Raw genomic sequence first — 16,250 nt, forward strand, 5'->3', positions numbered from 1 at the left:
CCGGCGTCACCGGACCAGAAACGTGTCATCCGTGAGACACCGTGTACCACGGCCGGCCCAAGCGTGGTCGCTCCCTCAGAGCTTTTTGGGAACACGCCACCTGGACAGAGGCCATTTCGTTTGTCAATCGCTCCGTCAGAGCAGTGCCAGCTGTTCCCCCCGCGGTTCCGGCCGGTTGGGATTGCTGTCCGAAGGCGGCCGCACCGCCGCGCCGTCGCCGGACCGGGCGAAACCGTGGCGCCGCAGCAGCGGCCCCACTCGCGCCGCGAGCAGGCGCTTGTACCGGCCGTCCACATAGCTTCCCCGCCGGTACATCTCGCGATAGCGCTCGACGAGTTCCGGATGGTCGCGCGCGAGCCACCGCCCGTACCACTCCCGCGCGCCCGGACGCAGATGCAGCGCCAGCACGGTGGCGCTCGTGGCGCCCGCGGCGGCGATCGCGGCCAGTAACTCGTCGAGCGCCTCGGCCGAATCGGTGAGGCCGGGCAGCACCGGGGCGACCATCACGCCACACGGCAGCCCCGCGTCGCGAGCGCGGCGCACGAGGTCGAGGCGGGCCCGGGGGCTGGGCGTGCCCGGCTCGACCCGGCGCTGGAGTTCAGGATCGAGCAGCGCGATCGAAACGCCGAGGCCCACATCGACCTCCCCGGCGGCCGAACGCAGCAACGGCAGATCCCGTTTGAGCACGGTTCCCTTGGTGAGCACGGAAAACGGCGTGCCGGAGGTGGCCAGCGCCCGGATGATGCCCGGCATCAGCGCGTAACGTCCCTCCGCGCGCTGGTAAGGATCGGTGTTGGTGCCCATCGCCACGTGCTCCCGGGCCCAGCCGGGCTTGCGCAGCTGCGCGGCGAGCACCTCGGGCGCGTTGACCTTCACCACCACCTGGCTGTCGAAGTCGGCGCCCGCGTCGAAGTCGAGATAGGTGTGCGTGTTCCGGGCGAAGCAGTACCGGCAGGCATGGGAACAGCCCCGGTAGGGGTTGACCGTCCACCGGAACGGCACGAGCGACTCGCCGGGCACCCTGTTCAGCACCGAGCGCGCGCGGACCTCGTGGAAGGTGACGCCCTGGAACTCCGGCGGGGCCACCGAGCGCACGAGATCGTCCAGCCCCACCAGGGCCGGCTGCGTCTCCGTTCCGGCGCGTTGCCTCTCCCACCTCACCCCTCAAGTCGAACACCCGTTCGACGCGATGTCAAGCCGGATCGCACGGCCGGAGGTGCCGTTGACATGCAACCTCAAGGTTGCCTATATTCCATAGGCAACCAGCGAGTTGCCTGAACGGTGGAGCGAGATGGACGCGGTTTTCAAGGCACTGGCCGACCCCAGCCGGCGGCAGTTGCTGGATCGCCTCAACGCCCGCGACGGGCAGACGCTCGGCGAACTGTGCGGCGGGCTGGACATGACACGCCAGGCGGTGACGAAGCATCTCGCGGTGCTCGAGGCCGCGAATCTGGTGACCGCCAGCCGCCGGGGCCGGGAAAAACTGCACTACCTCAACGCCGCGCCCATCACGGAAATCACCGAACGGTGGATCGACGCCTACCACCGTGAACACGCGCACGCCCTCGCCGACCTGAAACGAGCCCTGGAGGAAGAACCCGTGAGCCGCGACGAATTCCGCTACGTGACCTACATCGACACGACGCCCGAGAAACTGTGGCAGGCGTTGACCGATCCGGCGTTCACCAAGCGGTACTGGGGAGCCGAACTCAAGTCGGACTGGAAGGCGGGCTCACCCATCCTGTGGCGGGAGTTCGGCGACGAGTTCCACGACTGGAACCAGGTGGTCCTCAAGGCCGACCCGCCTCGGGTGTTGTCCTACACCTGGCACAGCTATCAGAAACCCTTCGCCGAGTATCTCGGCTGGACCGATGAGCAACTCGCCGAGGGGCGGCGTGAGAACATTTCGAAGGTCACCTTCGAAATCGAACAGGCCGGCTCGGCCGTCAAGCTCACCGTGCTCCATGACGGGTTCGAGGGCGAGACGGCGATGCTCAAGGGCGTCAGCGGAGGCTGGCCGAAAATCCTGTCCAAGCTCAAGACGCTTCTCGAAACCGGCGAGGTGCTGACCGTCGATTTCTGAGGCACGCCAAGGAATTACGCGATGATGCCGGCCCCGAAGCACAGCGCCAGGCGAAAAGCGGGTTCCACGCTGCTCGCTGGAGCGCGGGACAGGGATCACTGGTAGTACAGCACCGCGTAGCAGAAGCGGTCCCCGGTGACGCATGCCGGTTCAGGCTGGGCCTGCATGACGGCGCTGTTCCGGAACGGCACACCGCCCCATTTGGACCACAGGTCGGTGACCATGCCGACCGTATCGGGCTGGGCAGGCGGCTGGTCGGTGCCCACATAGGAGTGGACCGAGGTGCCGTAGTCCTTCCATCCCTCGAAGTACCAGCCCGAATCGAACCAGTCCTCGGTGCCCGTGCTGACGATGCCCGGCGTGTTCTCGCCATCCACCGCGATGCTGATGTTCCGCTCCATCCAGGACCGGCCGTTGCCGGAGTCCGGGGTGATCGCCGCGGCGTCGACCCCGCCGACATAGGCGTGGTAAACGATCGAGCCGGGGCCGCCGGTGATGGTGGCGAACGTGGTCACGTCCCCGGGTTGCCGGGTCTGGGCCTGGTCCATGAACCGGGCGCCTTGGCAGCGTAAGCGCCTTCCGTCGGCGGTGTCGGTCGCGGTGAGGGTGTAGGCGGCCATGGAGTACACGTCGGCGGTCTGCGAGCCGGCCGGGTTGTAGTAGGCGATGCGGATGGACTGTCCGAACGGCATGGGAAAGCCGAACAAGAACGCCGTGTTGAGGGTTTCCGCGTCGATCTCGACGTGCATGTGCGGCGTCGAGTGCGAGCCGTAGGTCGAACCGGCGCCCCAGTGCGTCGCGAACAGCGTGCCCACGTCGATGTCCATGTCCGGGCTGGTGCGGCCGTCGTAGTAGATGCGGACCCGCCCGTCCAAGGTCGGGTTGTTCCCGCCGCCGAGCGCCATCCACAGCGACTTGACCACGCCCGGCCCGGTGCGGTCGAACAGGGTCAGTTCGCTTTGCGGCCCGCACCGGACGTTCTCGATCTTGTCGATCCTGAGCGGGTCGGTGGACAGGGTCGCGAGCGGGTCGGTCACAGGTCTGCGCTCCTTGTCGGGCTGGGGAACCTCGGTGGAGGCGACCTTAGGTGACCGGATGTGAGGTCAGGCGATGATGCTGTCGACGAAGCACCAGCGCCAGTTCTCCCCCGGCTCGAAACTCCGGATCACCGGATGGTCGGTGCCGTGGAAGTGCGCGGTGGCATGGCGGCGGGGCGACGAGTCGCAACAGCCCACGTGCCCGCACTCCAGGCACAGCCTCAGGTGCACCCACGTGGTGCCCTCGCGCAGGCAGTCCTCGCAGCCCTGCCGGCTGTTCGGCTCGGGGTCCCCGGCCACGGCCAGATGCTCGCAGGAGCGGGCCGTGGCCTCGGGGGTGTGCAGTTCGCGTTCTGGCATCCGGTCCGGCTCCTCCGGGCGTTCGAACAGGGATTCCTCGATGTCGAGCGTAGTGAGGACGCGTCGCAGCACCTCGTCGTCGACGGTCCCGCTGTCGCGGGCGGTCAGCAGCACGTCCCGCTCGGCTTCGAGCATCGCGGCACGGAGACGCCGGTAGGCCTCACTCGGCGTTTCCCCGATCTCGCTGGCCCGGCCGAGCCGTTCCCACGCCGAGTCCGACCGGTAGATCTCCTTGTCCCGCAACCGGTCGAGGACTTCCGGCGGGTCGCTGGGAATCCGGATCTCCTCGAGCCGGGCAAGGCCCGCCCTGGTCATGTCCTGCAGCAGCACGGCCTCCTGCAGGTCGTCCTCGGCGGGGTCGGGCGGCGGGAGCCGCAGCACGCGCACCAGCCGCGGGAGCGTGGTGCCCTGCAGCAAGAGGGTCCCGGCCACCACGACGAACGCCGCGAGCACGAGGACGGCCCGCTGTGGCGTGGCCACCGGCAGCACGAACGCGGCGGCGAGGGTGACCACGCCCCGCATCCCCGCCCACGAGATGACCGCCGAGACCGACCACGGCCACCGGCGCGCGTGCACCAGGCGCCGGACCGCGGCCGTCGCGAACATCCACGCGATGCGGCTGGCGATCGTCGCGAGCAGCACGGCACCGCAGATCCCGGCCAGCACGGGCGCGGACAGATCCGTTTGACCGACCTCGGTCACGATCCGCCGCAACTGCAGGCCGATGAGCAGGAACACCGCGTTCTCCAGCAGGAACTGGATGGTGCGCCAGTTCAGCGTGCTGGTCAGGCGCGAACCTCCGGACAGGATCCGGGGAGCCTGGTGGCCGATGATGATCCCGGCGACCACGACCGCGAGCACACCCGAGCCGTGGATCGTCTCCGCGGGCAGGTAGGCCACGAACGGCACCACGAACGACCACGCGGTGCTCGCCACCGGATCGCTCATCCGGCGCAGCAGCAGCCCGGCCGCCCAGCCGACGATCCCGCCGACCGCCGCGCCGCCCGCGGCGGCGAGCAGGAAGTCGCCGCCGACCTCCCAGACGGTCACCGCCCCCGCGATGGCGGCGATCGCCGTGCGCAACGCGACCAGCGCGGAGGCGTCGTTGAGCAGGCTTTCGCCCTCCAGGATGCGCACGACCCGCCGGGGCATCCCCACCCGCCGGGCGATCGCGCTGGCCGCGACCGCGTCCGGGGGCGCCACGATCGCCCCGAGCGCGAATCCGGCCGCGAGCGGCAGGCCGGGCACCACGGCCCAGGCGACCAGGCCGACCACCACCGTGGTGAAGGCGACCAGGCCGATCGACAGCGTGGCGATCGGCGTGCGGTCCGCCCGGATGTCGATCAGTGACGTCTGCACGGCGGCCGCGTACAGCAGCGGCGGCAGCAGGCCGACCAGCACCAGTTCGGGATTGAGCTGGTAGTCCGGCACCCCGGGAACGAACGAGAGCGCCACCCCGACCACGACCAGGCACAGCGGCGGTGGCCAGTCCAGCCGTCGCGCGGCGGCGGTCACCACGAGCACCGTGACGACGAGGACGACGAACTGAGCGGCGACGAGCATGATCAGGTCGCCGGCGGCGCGGCCAGCTCCGCCATGCGGGCCGTGAGACGCCAGAAGTGGCTGCGCCCCACCACCCGGCGGGCGGCATAGCCGCGCTGTTCCAGTGTGTAGACGATGGACGCGGTGGTGGCGAGCGGAATCCCGGTGGCCCGGGCCAGCGCGGACAGGGTCAGGCCGTCACCCGCCGATACCAGGGCCTCCAGCACGGTGAGGGCACGGTCGACCGACGGCGAAGCCGGGGCGTGCGCTGCCATGATCACCTTCGGGTCGCGGTTTTCACCGACGTGACCATGATATCCGCGACACCGGCGCGGGTCCCCTGCGCCGCTACGCCCGGCCGCTGCGCCTGCCCAGCGCGGGACGGACCCGGCCGGTCACCTCGCCGAAGCCGATCCGGGTGCCGCCCGGGCCGGGCGCGGTGGCGGTGATGGTCACCTCGTCGCCGTCTTCGAGGAAGGTCCGGCTCATGCCACCGGGCAGGGTGATCGTTTCCTTGCCGCCCCAGCTGAGCTCCAGCAGGCAACCGCGCTGCCCCCGCTCGGGGCCGCTGACCGTGCCGGAGGCGTACAGGTCGCCGGTGCGGGTGGAGGCGCCGTTCACCGTCAGGTGGGCCAGCATCTGGGCGGGCGTCCAGTACATGGCGGAAAACGGCGGGCGGGACACCACGTGCCCGTTGATCCGCACCTCCAGCGCCAGGTCCAGGCCCCACTTCTCGGTGTCCGCGAGGTAGGGCAACGGCTCCGGATCGCGCGGCGGGGCCTCGATGCGGGCGTGCTCGAGTGCCTCCAGCGGCACCACCCACGGCGAGATCGAGGTCGCGAACGACTTGCCCAGGAACGGTCCGAGCGGCACGGTCTCCCACGCCTGGATGTCCCGGGCGGACCAGTCGTTGACCAGGCACACCCCGAACACGTGGTCGGCGAACTCGCCGGTGCTCACCGGCTCGCCCAGCCGGGACCCGGTGCCGATCACGAACCCGACCTCGGCCTCGATGTCCAGGCGCCGGGTGGGGCCGAACACCGGCACCGCGTCGCCCGAGGGCTTGCGCTGGCCACGCGGCCGGACCACCGGCGTGCCCGAAACCACCACCGTGCCCGACCGCCCGTGGTAGCCGATGGGCAGGTGCCGCCAGTTCGGCGTCAGCGGCTCGGCCTCCGGCCGGAAGATCCGTCCCACGTTGCTCGCGTGATGCTCGTTCGCGTAGAAGTCGACGTAGTCCCCGACCAGGAAGGGCAGGCGCATCCGCACCTCCGCGAGCGGGTGGAGGGCCGGGGAGACCACGGCGCGGTGCTCCTCGGCGGTCAGCAACTCGACGATCCGCGCGCGCACGCTGTTCCAGCGTGCGCGGCCTTCCGCCATGAACAGGTTCAGCGCGGGCTCGGCGAAGACCGGATCGTCCAGCACCACGGAAAGGTCCAGCACCTCGTCGCCGACCCGCACGCCCACACGGGGCGAATCGTCCCCGCGAGAGAAGACGCCGTAGGGCAGGTTGGCTGTCCCGAAGGGCGAATCCGGGGGAAGGTCGAGCCAGGTCATCGGTGTCGCTCCTTTTCCACGAGGCCGGGGTACGGCCGGATCATGCACCAGAGGAGGCGGCGCGCTCGGACGACGTTCCACGGGTCACCGCACCGAGGATCGCCCCGGCGGGGTCGCCTCCGCCGGGGTGCGGCCGCCAAACCACGCCGCCGATGCGGATTTTCACCCGATACGGCGTAGCCACCACGGTATCCACAGTGGACTGGAGCGGGTATCGCGGTCCGTGTCTTCCCTTGCGGTGAGCAGGGGCGCGCGGGTGCTCACCGTCACCGCGGTCCCCGGCCCGCCCAGGTCCACGCGTAGCCCTCATCCTCCGAGGCGGTCCCGCCCTCCCCCAGCTCCAGCGGGTGGAACGTGTCGACCATGACGGCCAGTTCGTCGAAGAACTCCACGCCGATGCTGCGCTCGTAGGCGCCGGGCTGCGGCCCGTGCGCGTGCCCGCCCGGGTGCAGCGAGACCGAGCCCTGCCCGATGCCGGATCCCTTGCGCGCCTCGTAGTCGCCGCCGCAGTAGAACATCACCTCGTCGGAGTCCACATTGGAATGGTAGTAGGGCACCGGGATGGACAGCGGATGGTAGTCCACCTTGCGCGGCACGAAGTTGCAGATGACGAAGCCGTTTCCTTCGAACACCTGGTGCGCGGGCGGTGGCTGGTGGACCCGGCCGGTGATGGGCTCGAAGTCGGCGATGTTGAAGGTGTAGGGGTACAGGCAGCCGTCCCAGCCGACCACGTCGAAGGGGTGGCGCGGACAGACATGGCGCGTGCCGGTGATGCCTCTGCTGCCCCGGTGCTTGACCAGGACCTCCACATCCTCGCCCTCGGCGAGGAACGGCTCGTCCGGCCCGTGCAGATCCCGCTCGCAGAACGGCGAGTGCTCCAGCAGTTGCCCGTAACGGGAAAGGTATCGCCGCGCCGGGGTGATGTGGGAGTTCGCCTCGATGACGTAGGCCCGCACGAGTTCGGAGGGCACCCATCGATGCGTGGTGGCGCGGGGCAGGAGCACGTAGTCGCCCTGCCGGAACGGCAGCACGCCGAAGACCGTCTCGACCACCCCGGAGCCCGACTCCACGTACACGCATTCGTCGCCGATCGCGTTGCGGTACAAGGGAGACAACTCGCCCGCGGCGACGTAGGAGATCCGCACGTCACCGTTGCCGAGGATCAGCCGCCGCCCGGTCACGACGTCGTGCCGCTTCCATTCTTCGTCGGGGAAGAGTTCGTGCAGCCGCAGATGACGCGGCCGCAGCGGATGGTTCGCCTCGGTGGTCACATCGGGAAGCTGCCACGGCGTGGCGTCCACGATGGCCGACGGGATGTGGTGGTGGTACAGCAACGAGGAATCCGCGGAGAATCCCTCCTCCCCCATCAGTTCCTCGTAGTACAACCCACCTTCGGGAGTCCGGTGCTGAGTGTGCCGCTTCGGTGGTACGTCACCGACTCGCCGGTAGTACGCCATCGTGTTCTCCCTCCGCCTCCCAAATCAGTGCAATGTTTAACTATCTGGCGAGCTCCGAGGAGTAACGCGGGTCACTCGCGCCCCCGTCAGCCTAGGCCTTCCCGGCACTGCCCGGCGATCATCGGCCGGACCGGATCCAGCGGTAACGAACCGGTCAACCGGCTCTCCAGAAGTGAAGGACCGTCGTTCGCGGAGCGGCCCATCCGCCCTCTCCGTGCGCACATCACCACCCTCGATGACCGCATCCGGCGGGACCTCCTACTCTCGGCACATGACCGGAGAGCCGGCCGGGCCGGAGGGGCTCGACTACCTGACGTTCGTCGACTACGCGATCACCAAAACCAGCGCTGAACTGCCCAAAGTCGACCCGGTAGCGATGCGCCTGTGCATCACCCTGCACCGGCTGGCCAGCACCCTGGTCTACGACTGGGAGTCCACCGTGCACCGTCCCCGCGGCTACAGCTGGGGCGGCTTCCGGGTGCTCTTCGTGCTGTGGATGGCCGAGCCGCTGGAGGCCAAGCGGGTCGCGACGCTGTCGGGGATGAGCCGGGCCGCGGTGTCCGCCCTGGTCAATACCCTGGAACGGGACGGACTGGTCTCGCGGAGGCAGGCCGAACACGATCGCAGGGCCGTGCTGCTGAGCCTCACCGAGGCCGGCCACAAGGCGATCACCAACTCTTTCGAGAAACACAACGAGCGCGAGCAGGCCTGGGCCAACGCGCTGAGCAAGCCCGAACAGAGCATCCTCATCGGGCTGCTGGAAAAGCTCGCCACCTCCGACGCGGCGAACGAGGCCAAACGCCGGTTCTAGAAAGTCAACGAGTTGACTTTCGCGCGGCCACTCCCGGGGCTGAAACACTTCCGGCGAAGCCCGCTGAGCAGCACGAAACGCCCCGCCGTCGGGCGCGGGGGCCGGCGGCCTGCGCCGCCTGCCCGGTCAGGAAATCCCGGTGACCGTCACTCGCCCGGGCGCGGCGACGGCACCTGCGTCACGCCCTCGGACGGGCGAAGCCCGAGCGCGTCGAGCAGGAGCGCGCAGTCGTCCGCGTCGCTGGCGGCGGAGGCGATCGCACGCACCGCGCGCCGTCGTTGCTCGGCCACCAGGGCGCTTTCGTCACTGTCGGGACCGCTGCCTGGTGTTTCGGTCCGTAACTCCGCTGGGAATCCGGCCGATAATCCGGCCGGAAACCTGTTGTCGCGTATTGACATTTTCTCCCCTCCCGCGTGAACGGTGTAGCGCGGGGGCCCGCGGGGTAGCCGGAGTCCATGGGTGACCCCACTGCTTCCTCTGACCCGGTACGGGCCACAGGCCCTCCCGCCGTTCCCGAAGGTACCCCGGACGGGCCGATCGTGCTGGTACTCGACCCCTCCGGCGCGGCCAAACACGGCGAACTTCCCGCCACCTGGCGGGATTTCGCCCGAGAATGGCGGATTCTGTGGTCCCGTGTGCCCGCGGACCCCGGCCTCACCCGCCCGGAGGATTATCTGACCGCCCATGACCGGGCGGTCACTCTCGTGGCGAGTGGCTCGTCGGCCGGCGACGCGCTCGAACTCGCGGAAAAGCACCCGACAGCCGTACGTGCCGTGCTGCTGGTGGACCCCGGCACCGACCGTTACGTCGCGCCCGAGCGTGGTGACGCCGAAACCGTCCGATGGGAAGAGGCCACGGCGAGCCGTCGGAAAGCACTGGAGGAAGAGGGCGTCACGGTCGAAACCGTCGCCCTCAGCACGGGTGGGGAGCGCGATCGCGTACCCGCCCCGATACCGCTCGGCCATCCCGATGTCGCCGAGGCGGTCCGCAAAGCGATCGAGGAGTGATCAGGTGAGCGTGCCCAGCGAAGAACCGATGCCGGAAAGCGTGGAGGAGGAAACGCCCTGGGCGGTGGACTCCGAAGCCCCGATACCGGACGCGGCCGAACAGCGGCAGGAAGTCACCGGCCGGCCGGGGGACGCGGGGACCACGCCGGTGCCGCAGGTTCCCCTGGAGGCCGACCCAGCCGACGCGATCGACCAGCAGCGCGTGGTCAACAACCTCGACGAGGAATTCCAGTGAGCGACTCAAGCCGCGGCCGTCACGACGACCCCCGAGCGCGCCACCTCGTTCCACGCGCGGGGCGGCAGGGCGCCCACCGGCACCAGGTGACGTGCGCTGCCCAGCAGCGCCCTGTCGACACGATCGCGGGCGCGCGCAAACTCGCGGACCAAGGAGTATTCCAGTGACCGACGGACACCGCAGCCGTCAAGACGACCCCCGAGCGCGCCACCGTGTGCCGGCGGGCCGCGCGGCGCGCATCGTGATCATCGGCGGCGGCCAGGTGGGGCTGAAGACCGCCCGGTTGCTCCACCGGCACCTTCGGCCCGGCGAAGCCGACGTGACGGTGGTGGACCCGCGCTCCTACATGACTTATCAGCCGTTCCTGGCGGAGGCGGCGGCAGGCTCGGTGGAGCCTCGTCACGTCGTCGTCCCGTTGCGGGAGGTCCTGCCGGGCTGCCAGGTGCTTTCGGCCGAGGCGACCGGGGTGGAGCACGAAAACCGCGTGGTCACGCTGCGCGTCGCCGACGGCCATATCGAGCGTCTCGGCTACGACGTTCTCGTGGTGTGCCCAGGCTCCATCACGAAGACCGTGCCCGTCCCCGGTCTCGCCGAGCACGGCACCGGCTTCAAGACCCTGGGTGAGGCGATCTACCTCCGCAACCACGTGCTGTCCCGGCTCGATGCCGCCGCCAGCACGATGGATCGCGAACTGCGGCGGCGATTGCTCACCTTCGTCTTCGTGGGCGGCGGATACGCCGGCATCGAAGCCATGGCGGAACTGGAGGACATGACCCGGCAGGCGCTCTCGTCCTACCCCATCGACCCCGGTGAGCCGCGCTGGGTCCTGGTCGAGGCGATGGACCGCATCATGCCGGAGGTCAGCGCCGACCTGGCCACCTACACGCTGGACCTGCTCACCGCGCGTGGGTTCGAGATCCATCTGAACACCACGCTCACCTCGGCCGAGGACTGCCACATCGTGCTCGGCGACGGCACGGAGTTCGACGCGGGCACCCTGGTCTGGACCGCCGGGGTGCGGCCCAACCCGATGCTCGCCGGCACGGATCTCCCGCTGGACGACAAGGGCCGCGTCCGCACCCGGGCGACGCTGGAGGTCGAAGGCTGCCCGGGCGTGTTCGCCGCCGGTGACAGCGCCGCCGTGCCGGACCTGACCAGCAAACGCCCCGGAGCCACCTGCCCGCCCACGGCACAGCACGCCTCCCGGCAGGCGACGCGGATGGCCAAGAACGTGCTCGCCTCGCTCCGGAACGAGCCCCTGCGGAACTACCGCCACGTCAACGCCGGATCGGTCGCGAGCCTGGGCCTGTATCAAGGCGTCGCGCAGGTGTACCGGCTCAAGGTGCGCGGACCGCTCGCCTGGTTCATGCACCGCAGTTACCACCTGCTCGCGATGCCCACCTTGCAGCGCAAGGCGCGTATCGCCGCGGACTGGGCACTGTCGCTGCCCTTCCGCCGTCAGGTGGTGGCGACCGCCGAACAGCAGAACCCGCGAGCGGAGTTCGTGCGGGCGAGCCTGAAGTAACGGGTCCGTTCACGGTGGCTCACGGTGGCTCATCTGGCGGGCCACCGTGTTTCGCGGGCACGGAACCCGTATCGGGCGGCATCCTCACCGGAAATGGGGTCTGCCCGCTCCTCACCGGAACGGGCGATTCGCCCCTCTCACCACCCGGACAGGACGGGAAAATTCACGCTGATATCGCCCAAACCGCCTCGAATGGACAACCGGCGGTGGATCCGCGGCCGCGCTGCTGGTATTTCCATCATCAGGAGGTGGTCGATGCGCGAGCCGACCGTGGCGGCCGTGATGAGTCATCCGGTATGCACCGCGAGCCGGGAAACTCCCTTTCGCGAAATCATCGCCGGACTGCTCGAAGGCGGCGTTCTGCCGGTGATCGACGATTCCGGCGCGCCCGTCGGGATGGTGTCGGCGAAGGACGCGCTCGCCAAACTCGAATTCCGCGGTGGCGCCGAAATTCCGGGCCCGTTCGCCGGCCGCGCCCTCCGTGCCCGGTGGCGCAAGGCGCGCGGCGTGACCGCGGGCGAGCTGATGACCTCGCCGGTGGCTTCGATCGGTCTGTCCACCGGGGTCCGCGTCGCCGCGCGCCAGTTGACCACCAGCGGCCTGCACCGGTTGTGCGTGGTGGACGAGGCGGGCGGACTCGCCGGGCTGGTGTCCCGGCGGGACCTGCTCATGGTGTTCCTGCGGCCGGATTCCGTGCTGGAGGAGGACATCCGGGCGGAGTTGCGCCGGCGGGTCCATTCGGGTGAGGCCATCCGGGTGCGGGTGTGCGGCCGGATCGCGCGGCTGGCCGGAGCGATCCGTTTTCACAGCAGCGTCGACCAGGCCGAGTCCATCGCGCGGTCGGTGCCCGGCGTGATCGACGTGTGCAACCGCCTGAGCTACGACTTCGACGACTATCAGTACGTGTGAAACAGCGCCGGAAAGACGTCGGCGCACGGGAGGCCGCCTCGGGGAAGGCGCCGCGGGTCGCGGCGTCTTCCCCGGGACAGCAGGGTGTTTCAGCCTTTTCAGCGGCCCGCCGGCGCGAGCGGGAACACCGGCAGGATCGTGCGCTTCCAGGTGAAGTTGGCCACCCCGGCGAACGAGGTGTACCAGGCGAGAACGGCCGTGACCAGGCCGAGCCAGCCACCGAGCTTCGCCATGCCGGCCGCACCGGCCAGCGAGCCGACGGTCAGGAACAGGAAGGTCAGCGTCAAGAACACGAACACCGCGAGCACCGCCGCGTTGACCCTCGCCGCGGCGACGGTCATGTACGCGGTGAAGATGGTCCACGCCAGCAGGTACAGACCGGTCGCGGTCGCGGCGTCCGAGCCGAGGCCCGGCGCGACGAACTTCACGTAGGCGGCGAAGGACAGCCAGAACGCGCCGTAGGAGGAGAACGCGAGGGCGCCGAAGGTGTTGCCTTTACGGAACTCCCACATCCCCGCGAGAAACTGGCCTAGTCCACCGTAGAACAGAGCGAGCGGCAGCACGACCGCTTCCAGCGCGTGGTTGGCCACCAGGCCCGAGTTGAACGCGCTGAGCACAAAGGTGGTCATCGCAAAGGCAGCCAGCCCGAGCGGTGCGGGATCGGCGATGTGCGCGGTCGGGTCCACCGCCTGGTCACCGGTTGCCACCACCGATGTCGTGCTTTCCGTTCCGGTCTCTGCCATCCAGATACTCCTTCCCCACAGGCATCCGGCGCAACGCCGGTACCGTTAAGTGTCGCAATGCGTACCACAGCGTAGTGGGGGAAGAGCAACATTGCGTGCCGAGTATCCGGTTAATCGATCAACATCAATTGCGCTGGGGTTTTACCGCCGCCCGGACGGTTTCCGCGGGCAAGTGCGGCTTCGCGGCACCGGCGGCGCCGGAGGTACCGTCCTTACAAACCTCTCAAAACCCGACATGCGGACATTTTACGCATCGCGTTCCCCAATACGGAAAGACCACTTTTACGACACGGTCGACGCGGTTACCGGACGTTCGCAGCGCGGGCAGGAGCCGGAGGGCGCGGGCCATTTCCCGGCGCAGTAGCGGCAGTAATACCGGCGCGCCCACCAGATCACGGCGAGCGCGGGAACGGCGGCGGTCAGCACGACACCGGCGACCAGGCACGCGGCGATCGCGAGGAGATCGCCCACCACGACCAGGGACACTCCCAGGCCGATCCCGGCGGCCATCGCCAGAACCCAGCGCAGCGGGACCCGCCCGGCGCGCATGCGGCTGAGACTGCGCTCCAGCCGGGGATCCGACCCCGCGAGGGCGCGTTCCAGCTCGGCCAGCCGTCTTTCCTCGTCGTCGCTCAGTTTCATCGCGGTCTCCTTCCGGCGCGCACCGACGAGACTAGTCGTTTCCCGGCGGTAACTCACCCGCCGGAACCGAACACCACCCTTACGGAGGGTCACTTCCGAGTCCATTGTGGACGCCACGGAGCGCGGATCCCACCGGCACCCAACGGACTCACCGGTCCGGGAAGAAGGGATGGAAACCGTCTTCGGTGACACCGGGTGACAAAGCGGGCAGTCCGCGCCGGGGGGATGCCTACAGCTTGTCTTGACATCTTCTCTGACCGTCACCAGAGTTCCACCAACCAGAGCGCGCTGGTCCTGCGCGTCAGGTGCCCGGCCCGTGCAGGAAGAGGTGCTCCATGAACCGGCGGCTCGCCACCCTCACCGCACTGTTGACCGCCTCGGTGCTCGCTGTCGCCGGCTGCAGCGCCCGTGGCGGAGCCCGGTCGCGGCAGGACGGCGGGGAAGCCGGTCCGCGCCTGAAGATCGCGATGATCACCCATGAGACGCCGGGCGACACGTTCTGGGACATCGTGCAGAAAGGCGCGCGGGCGGCCGCGGCCAAGGACAACGTCGATCTGGTCTACGCCAGTGACCCCGCCGGTCCCGGCCAGGCCAATCTGGTGCAGAACGCGATCGACCAGAAGGTCGACGGCATCGCGGTGACCCTGGCCCATCCCGACGCGATGACCGGCGTGCTGGCCAAGGCGAAGACCGCGGGCATCCCGGTGGCCGGTCTCAACGCGGGTCTGGACAACTGGCAGCAGGCAGGGCTGCTGGAATACTTCGGCTCCGACGAAACCGTGGCGGGCCAGGCGTTCGGCAACCGCCTCAACGACGCCGGCGCCCGGCACGCGCTGTGCGTCATCCACGAACAGGGTCAGGTCGCGCTCGAGGCCCGCTGCGCCGGACTGAAACAGACTTTCCGGGGCCAGACCGAAAACCTCTACGTCAACGGAGGGGACCAGGCCGCGTCGCAATCGACCATGCAGGCCAAGCTCCAGCAGGACCCGGGCATCGACTTCGTGGCCACCCTGGGCGCGCCACTGGCCCTGCTGGCCGTCAAGGCGGTCGGCGGCGCCCGGAGCACGGCCAAGGTGGCCACCTTCGACACCAGCAAGGCCCTGGTCCCGGCGATCGAGGACGGTTCCGTGCGGTGGGCGGTGGACCAGCAGCCGTACCTGCAGGGCTATCTGGCGGTCGACTCGCTGTGGCTCTACAAGATCAATGGGAACATCGTCGGTGGCGGCAGGCCGACGCTGACCGGACCGGCGTTCATCGACAGGTCCGACATCGCCACGGTCGCGCGGTACGCGGACAACGGCACCCGGTAGGCGCTGATGAGCGAAGCAGCCGTCCCGGCGAAACCCCGCTCTTCCGCCCGTCGTGCCCTGACGCGTCCGGAACTGAGTTCACTGCTCGGCGCGGTCGCGGTCTTCGTCCTGTTCTTCGTGGTGGCCCCACCGTTCCGGCAACCCGCCGCACTGTCCACTGTGCTCTATTCCAGCTCGGTCATCGGCATCGTCGCGGTGCCGGTGGCGTTGCTGATGATCGGCGGCGAGTTCGACCTCTCCGCCGGGGTGGCGGTCACGGCATCCTCGCTGACCGCCTCGATCACCGCGTTCCAGCTCACCGCGAACGTGTGGGTGGGCGTCGGAGCCGCGCTGGTGCTGTCGCTGGCGGTAGGGTTCCTCAACGGTTACCTGGTCACGCGGACCGGACTGCCGAGTTTCCTGATCACCTTGTCGACCTTCCTGATGCTGCAGGGCCTCGACCTGGCGGTCACCAAACTGCTGACCGGCACCGTGGCCACCGATTCCATCTCCGACATGGACGGTTTCGCCTCGGCCAAGGCGGTGTTCGCCTCGGAAGTCCCGCTGGGCGGTGTCGCCGTCGACATCACCGTGTTCTGGTGGATCCTCTTCGTCGCGCTCGGCACCTGGATCCTGTTGCGCACCAGGGCCGGGAACTGGATCTACGCGGTGGGCGGGCGGGCGGAAGCCGCCCGGGCGGTCGGCGTCCCGGTGAGCCGCACCAAGATCGCGCTGTTCCTGGGCGTGGGGTTCGGTGCCTGGTTCGCGGGGATGCACCAGGTGTTCGCCTTCGATTCGGTGCAGTCCGGCATCGGCGCGGGCAACGAACTGCTCTTCATCGCGGCGGCGGTGATCGGCGGCTGCCTGCTCACCGGAGGCTCCGGTTCCGCCGTCGGCGCGGCCATCGGCGCCCTGATCTACGGCATGACCACGCAGGGCATCGTCTACGCCGGCTGGAACCCGGACTGGCTGAAGTTCTTCGTCGGCGCGACCTTGCTGGCGGCCACGCTGCTCACCCGGTGGGTCAGACCGCACACGAGGGGGAGATAGGAC

General features: G+C 69.2%; 18 protein-coding genes. 8 read left to right on the forward strand and 10 right to left on the reverse strand.

Translation table 11 applies throughout. The features are described 5' to 3' along the window. Nucleotides 1-135: 135 nt before the first annotated feature. Nucleotides 136-1,161 carry an Rv2578c family radical SAM protein gene (locus tag ACFSXZ_RS39155; RefSeq protein WP_378271404.1) on the reverse strand — a complete coding sequence of 342 codons (1,026 nt, stop codon included), beginning with the start codon at nt 1,159-1,161 and terminating at the stop codon, nt 136-138. Nucleotides 1,162-1,291: 130 nt separating this feature from the next. Between ACFSXZ_RS39155 and ACFSXZ_RS39160 the strand changes: the two genes are divergently transcribed. Beyond that, nucleotides 1,292-2,083: an ArsR/SmtB family transcription factor gene (locus ACFSXZ_RS39160; protein ID WP_378271406.1), complete on the forward strand. Its 792-nt coding sequence runs from the start codon at nt 1,292-1,294 to the stop codon at nt 2,081-2,083. A 95-nt stretch (nt 2,084-2,178) separates the two neighbouring features. On the opposite strand, the gene ACFSXZ_RS39165 is transcribed toward ACFSXZ_RS39160, so the two are convergent. The 5 genes from ACFSXZ_RS39165 to ACFSXZ_RS39185 form a co-directional block, all read right to left on the reverse strand. After that, nucleotides 2,179-3,120 carry a DUF2961 domain-containing protein gene (locus ACFSXZ_RS39165; protein WP_378271407.1) on the reverse strand — a complete coding sequence of 314 codons (942 nt, stop codon included), beginning with the start codon at nt 3,118-3,120 and terminating at the stop codon, nt 2,179-2,181. Nucleotides 3,121-3,186: 66 nt separating this feature from the next. Beyond that, complete coding sequence (locus ACFSXZ_RS39170) at nt 3,187-5,043, reverse strand: Na+/H+ antiporter (RefSeq protein ID WP_378271409.1); 1,857 nt, start codon at nt 5,041-5,043, stop codon at nt 3,187-3,189. Nucleotides 5,044-5,045: 2 nt separating this feature from the next. Further along, a complete protein-coding gene (locus ACFSXZ_RS39175) occupies nt 5,046-5,297 on the reverse strand; it encodes a helix-turn-helix domain-containing protein (protein WP_378271411.1) in 252 nt (83 codons plus the stop codon). Between the two features lie 73 nt (nt 5,298-5,370). After that, on the reverse strand, nt 5,371-6,579 hold the full coding sequence (fahA, locus tag ACFSXZ_RS39180) for a fumarylacetoacetase (protein WP_378271413.1): 1,209 nt from the start codon (nt 6,577-6,579) through the stop codon (nt 5,371-5,373). 266 nt (nt 6,580-6,845) lie between these two features. Further along, nucleotides 6,846-8,036 carry a homogentisate 1,2-dioxygenase gene (locus ACFSXZ_RS39185; RefSeq protein WP_378271414.1) on the reverse strand — a complete coding sequence of 397 codons (1,191 nt, stop codon included), beginning with the start codon at nt 8,034-8,036 and terminating at the stop codon, nt 6,846-6,848. 271 nt (nt 8,037-8,307) lie between these two features. On the opposite strand from ACFSXZ_RS39185, the gene ACFSXZ_RS39190 reads away from it, so the two are divergent. Continuing rightward, entirely contained in the window at nt 8,308-8,847 is a 540-nt protein-coding gene (locus ACFSXZ_RS39190; protein ID WP_378271415.1) for a MarR family winged helix-turn-helix transcriptional regulator, read from the forward strand. A gap of 146 nt (nt 8,848-8,993) precedes the next feature. Here ACFSXZ_RS39190 and ACFSXZ_RS39195 read toward each other — a convergent pair whose 3' ends face one another. Continuing rightward, complete coding sequence (locus tag ACFSXZ_RS39195; RefSeq protein ID WP_378271453.1) at nt 8,994-9,245, reverse strand: hypothetical protein; 252 nt, start codon at nt 9,243-9,245, stop codon at nt 8,994-8,996. A gap of 57 nt (nt 9,246-9,302) precedes the next feature. Between ACFSXZ_RS39195 and ACFSXZ_RS39200 the strand changes: the two genes are divergently transcribed. Beyond that, a complete protein-coding gene (locus ACFSXZ_RS39200) occupies nt 9,303-9,854 on the forward strand; it encodes a hypothetical protein (protein ID WP_378271416.1) in 552 nt (183 codons plus the stop codon). Between the two features lie 4 nt (nt 9,855-9,858). Further along, entirely contained in the window at nt 9,859-10,089 is a 231-nt protein-coding gene (locus ACFSXZ_RS39205; RefSeq protein WP_378271417.1) for a hypothetical protein, read from the forward strand. Nucleotides 10,090-10,094: 5 nt separating this feature from the next. On the opposite strand, the gene ACFSXZ_RS39210 is transcribed toward ACFSXZ_RS39205, so the two are convergent. Continuing rightward, nucleotides 10,095-10,241, reverse strand: coding sequence for a hypothetical protein (locus ACFSXZ_RS39210; RefSeq protein WP_378271418.1), 147 nt, complete (start codon nt 10,239-10,241; stop codon nt 10,095-10,097). A 62-nt stretch (nt 10,242-10,303) separates the two neighbouring features. Here ACFSXZ_RS39210 and ACFSXZ_RS39215 point away from each other — a divergent pair, with 62 nt between their 5' ends. Further along, entirely contained in the window at nt 10,304-11,614 is a 1,311-nt protein-coding gene (locus ACFSXZ_RS39215) for an NAD(P)/FAD-dependent oxidoreductase (protein WP_378271445.1), read from the forward strand. 255 nt (nt 11,615-11,869) lie between these two features. After that, a complete protein-coding gene (locus ACFSXZ_RS39220) occupies nt 11,870-12,523 on the forward strand; it encodes a CBS domain-containing protein (protein WP_378271420.1) in 654 nt (217 codons plus the stop codon). Between the two features lie 98 nt (nt 12,524-12,621). On the opposite strand, the gene ACFSXZ_RS39225 is transcribed toward ACFSXZ_RS39220, so the two are convergent. Then, nucleotides 12,622-13,266: an acetate uptake transporter gene (locus ACFSXZ_RS39225; protein ID WP_378271422.1), complete on the reverse strand. Its 645-nt coding sequence runs from the start codon at nt 13,264-13,266 to the stop codon at nt 12,622-12,624. A 282-nt stretch (nt 13,267-13,548) separates the two neighbouring features. Continuing rightward, a complete protein-coding gene (locus ACFSXZ_RS39230; protein WP_378271423.1) occupies nt 13,549-13,908 on the reverse strand; it encodes a DUF3040 domain-containing protein in 360 nt (119 codons plus the stop codon). Nucleotides 13,909-14,243: 335 nt separating this feature from the next. Here ACFSXZ_RS39230 and ACFSXZ_RS39235 point away from each other — a divergent pair, with 335 nt between their 5' ends. Beyond that, nucleotides 14,244-15,218, forward strand: coding sequence for a substrate-binding domain-containing protein (locus ACFSXZ_RS39235; RefSeq protein ID WP_378271424.1), 975 nt, complete (start codon nt 14,244-14,246; stop codon nt 15,216-15,218). Between the two features lie 6 nt (nt 15,219-15,224). After that, nucleotides 15,225-16,247 carry an ABC transporter permease gene (locus ACFSXZ_RS39240; protein ID WP_378271425.1) on the forward strand — a complete coding sequence of 341 codons (1,023 nt, stop codon included), beginning with the start codon at nt 15,225-15,227 and terminating at the stop codon, nt 16,245-16,247. Nucleotides 16,248-16,250: the final 3 nt, after the last annotated feature.

It is taken from the genome of Amycolatopsis pigmentata, assembly GCF_042684065.1.
Lineage (GTDB): Bacteria > Actinomycetota > Actinomycetes > Mycobacteriales > Pseudonocardiaceae > Amycolatopsis_E > Amycolatopsis_E pigmentata.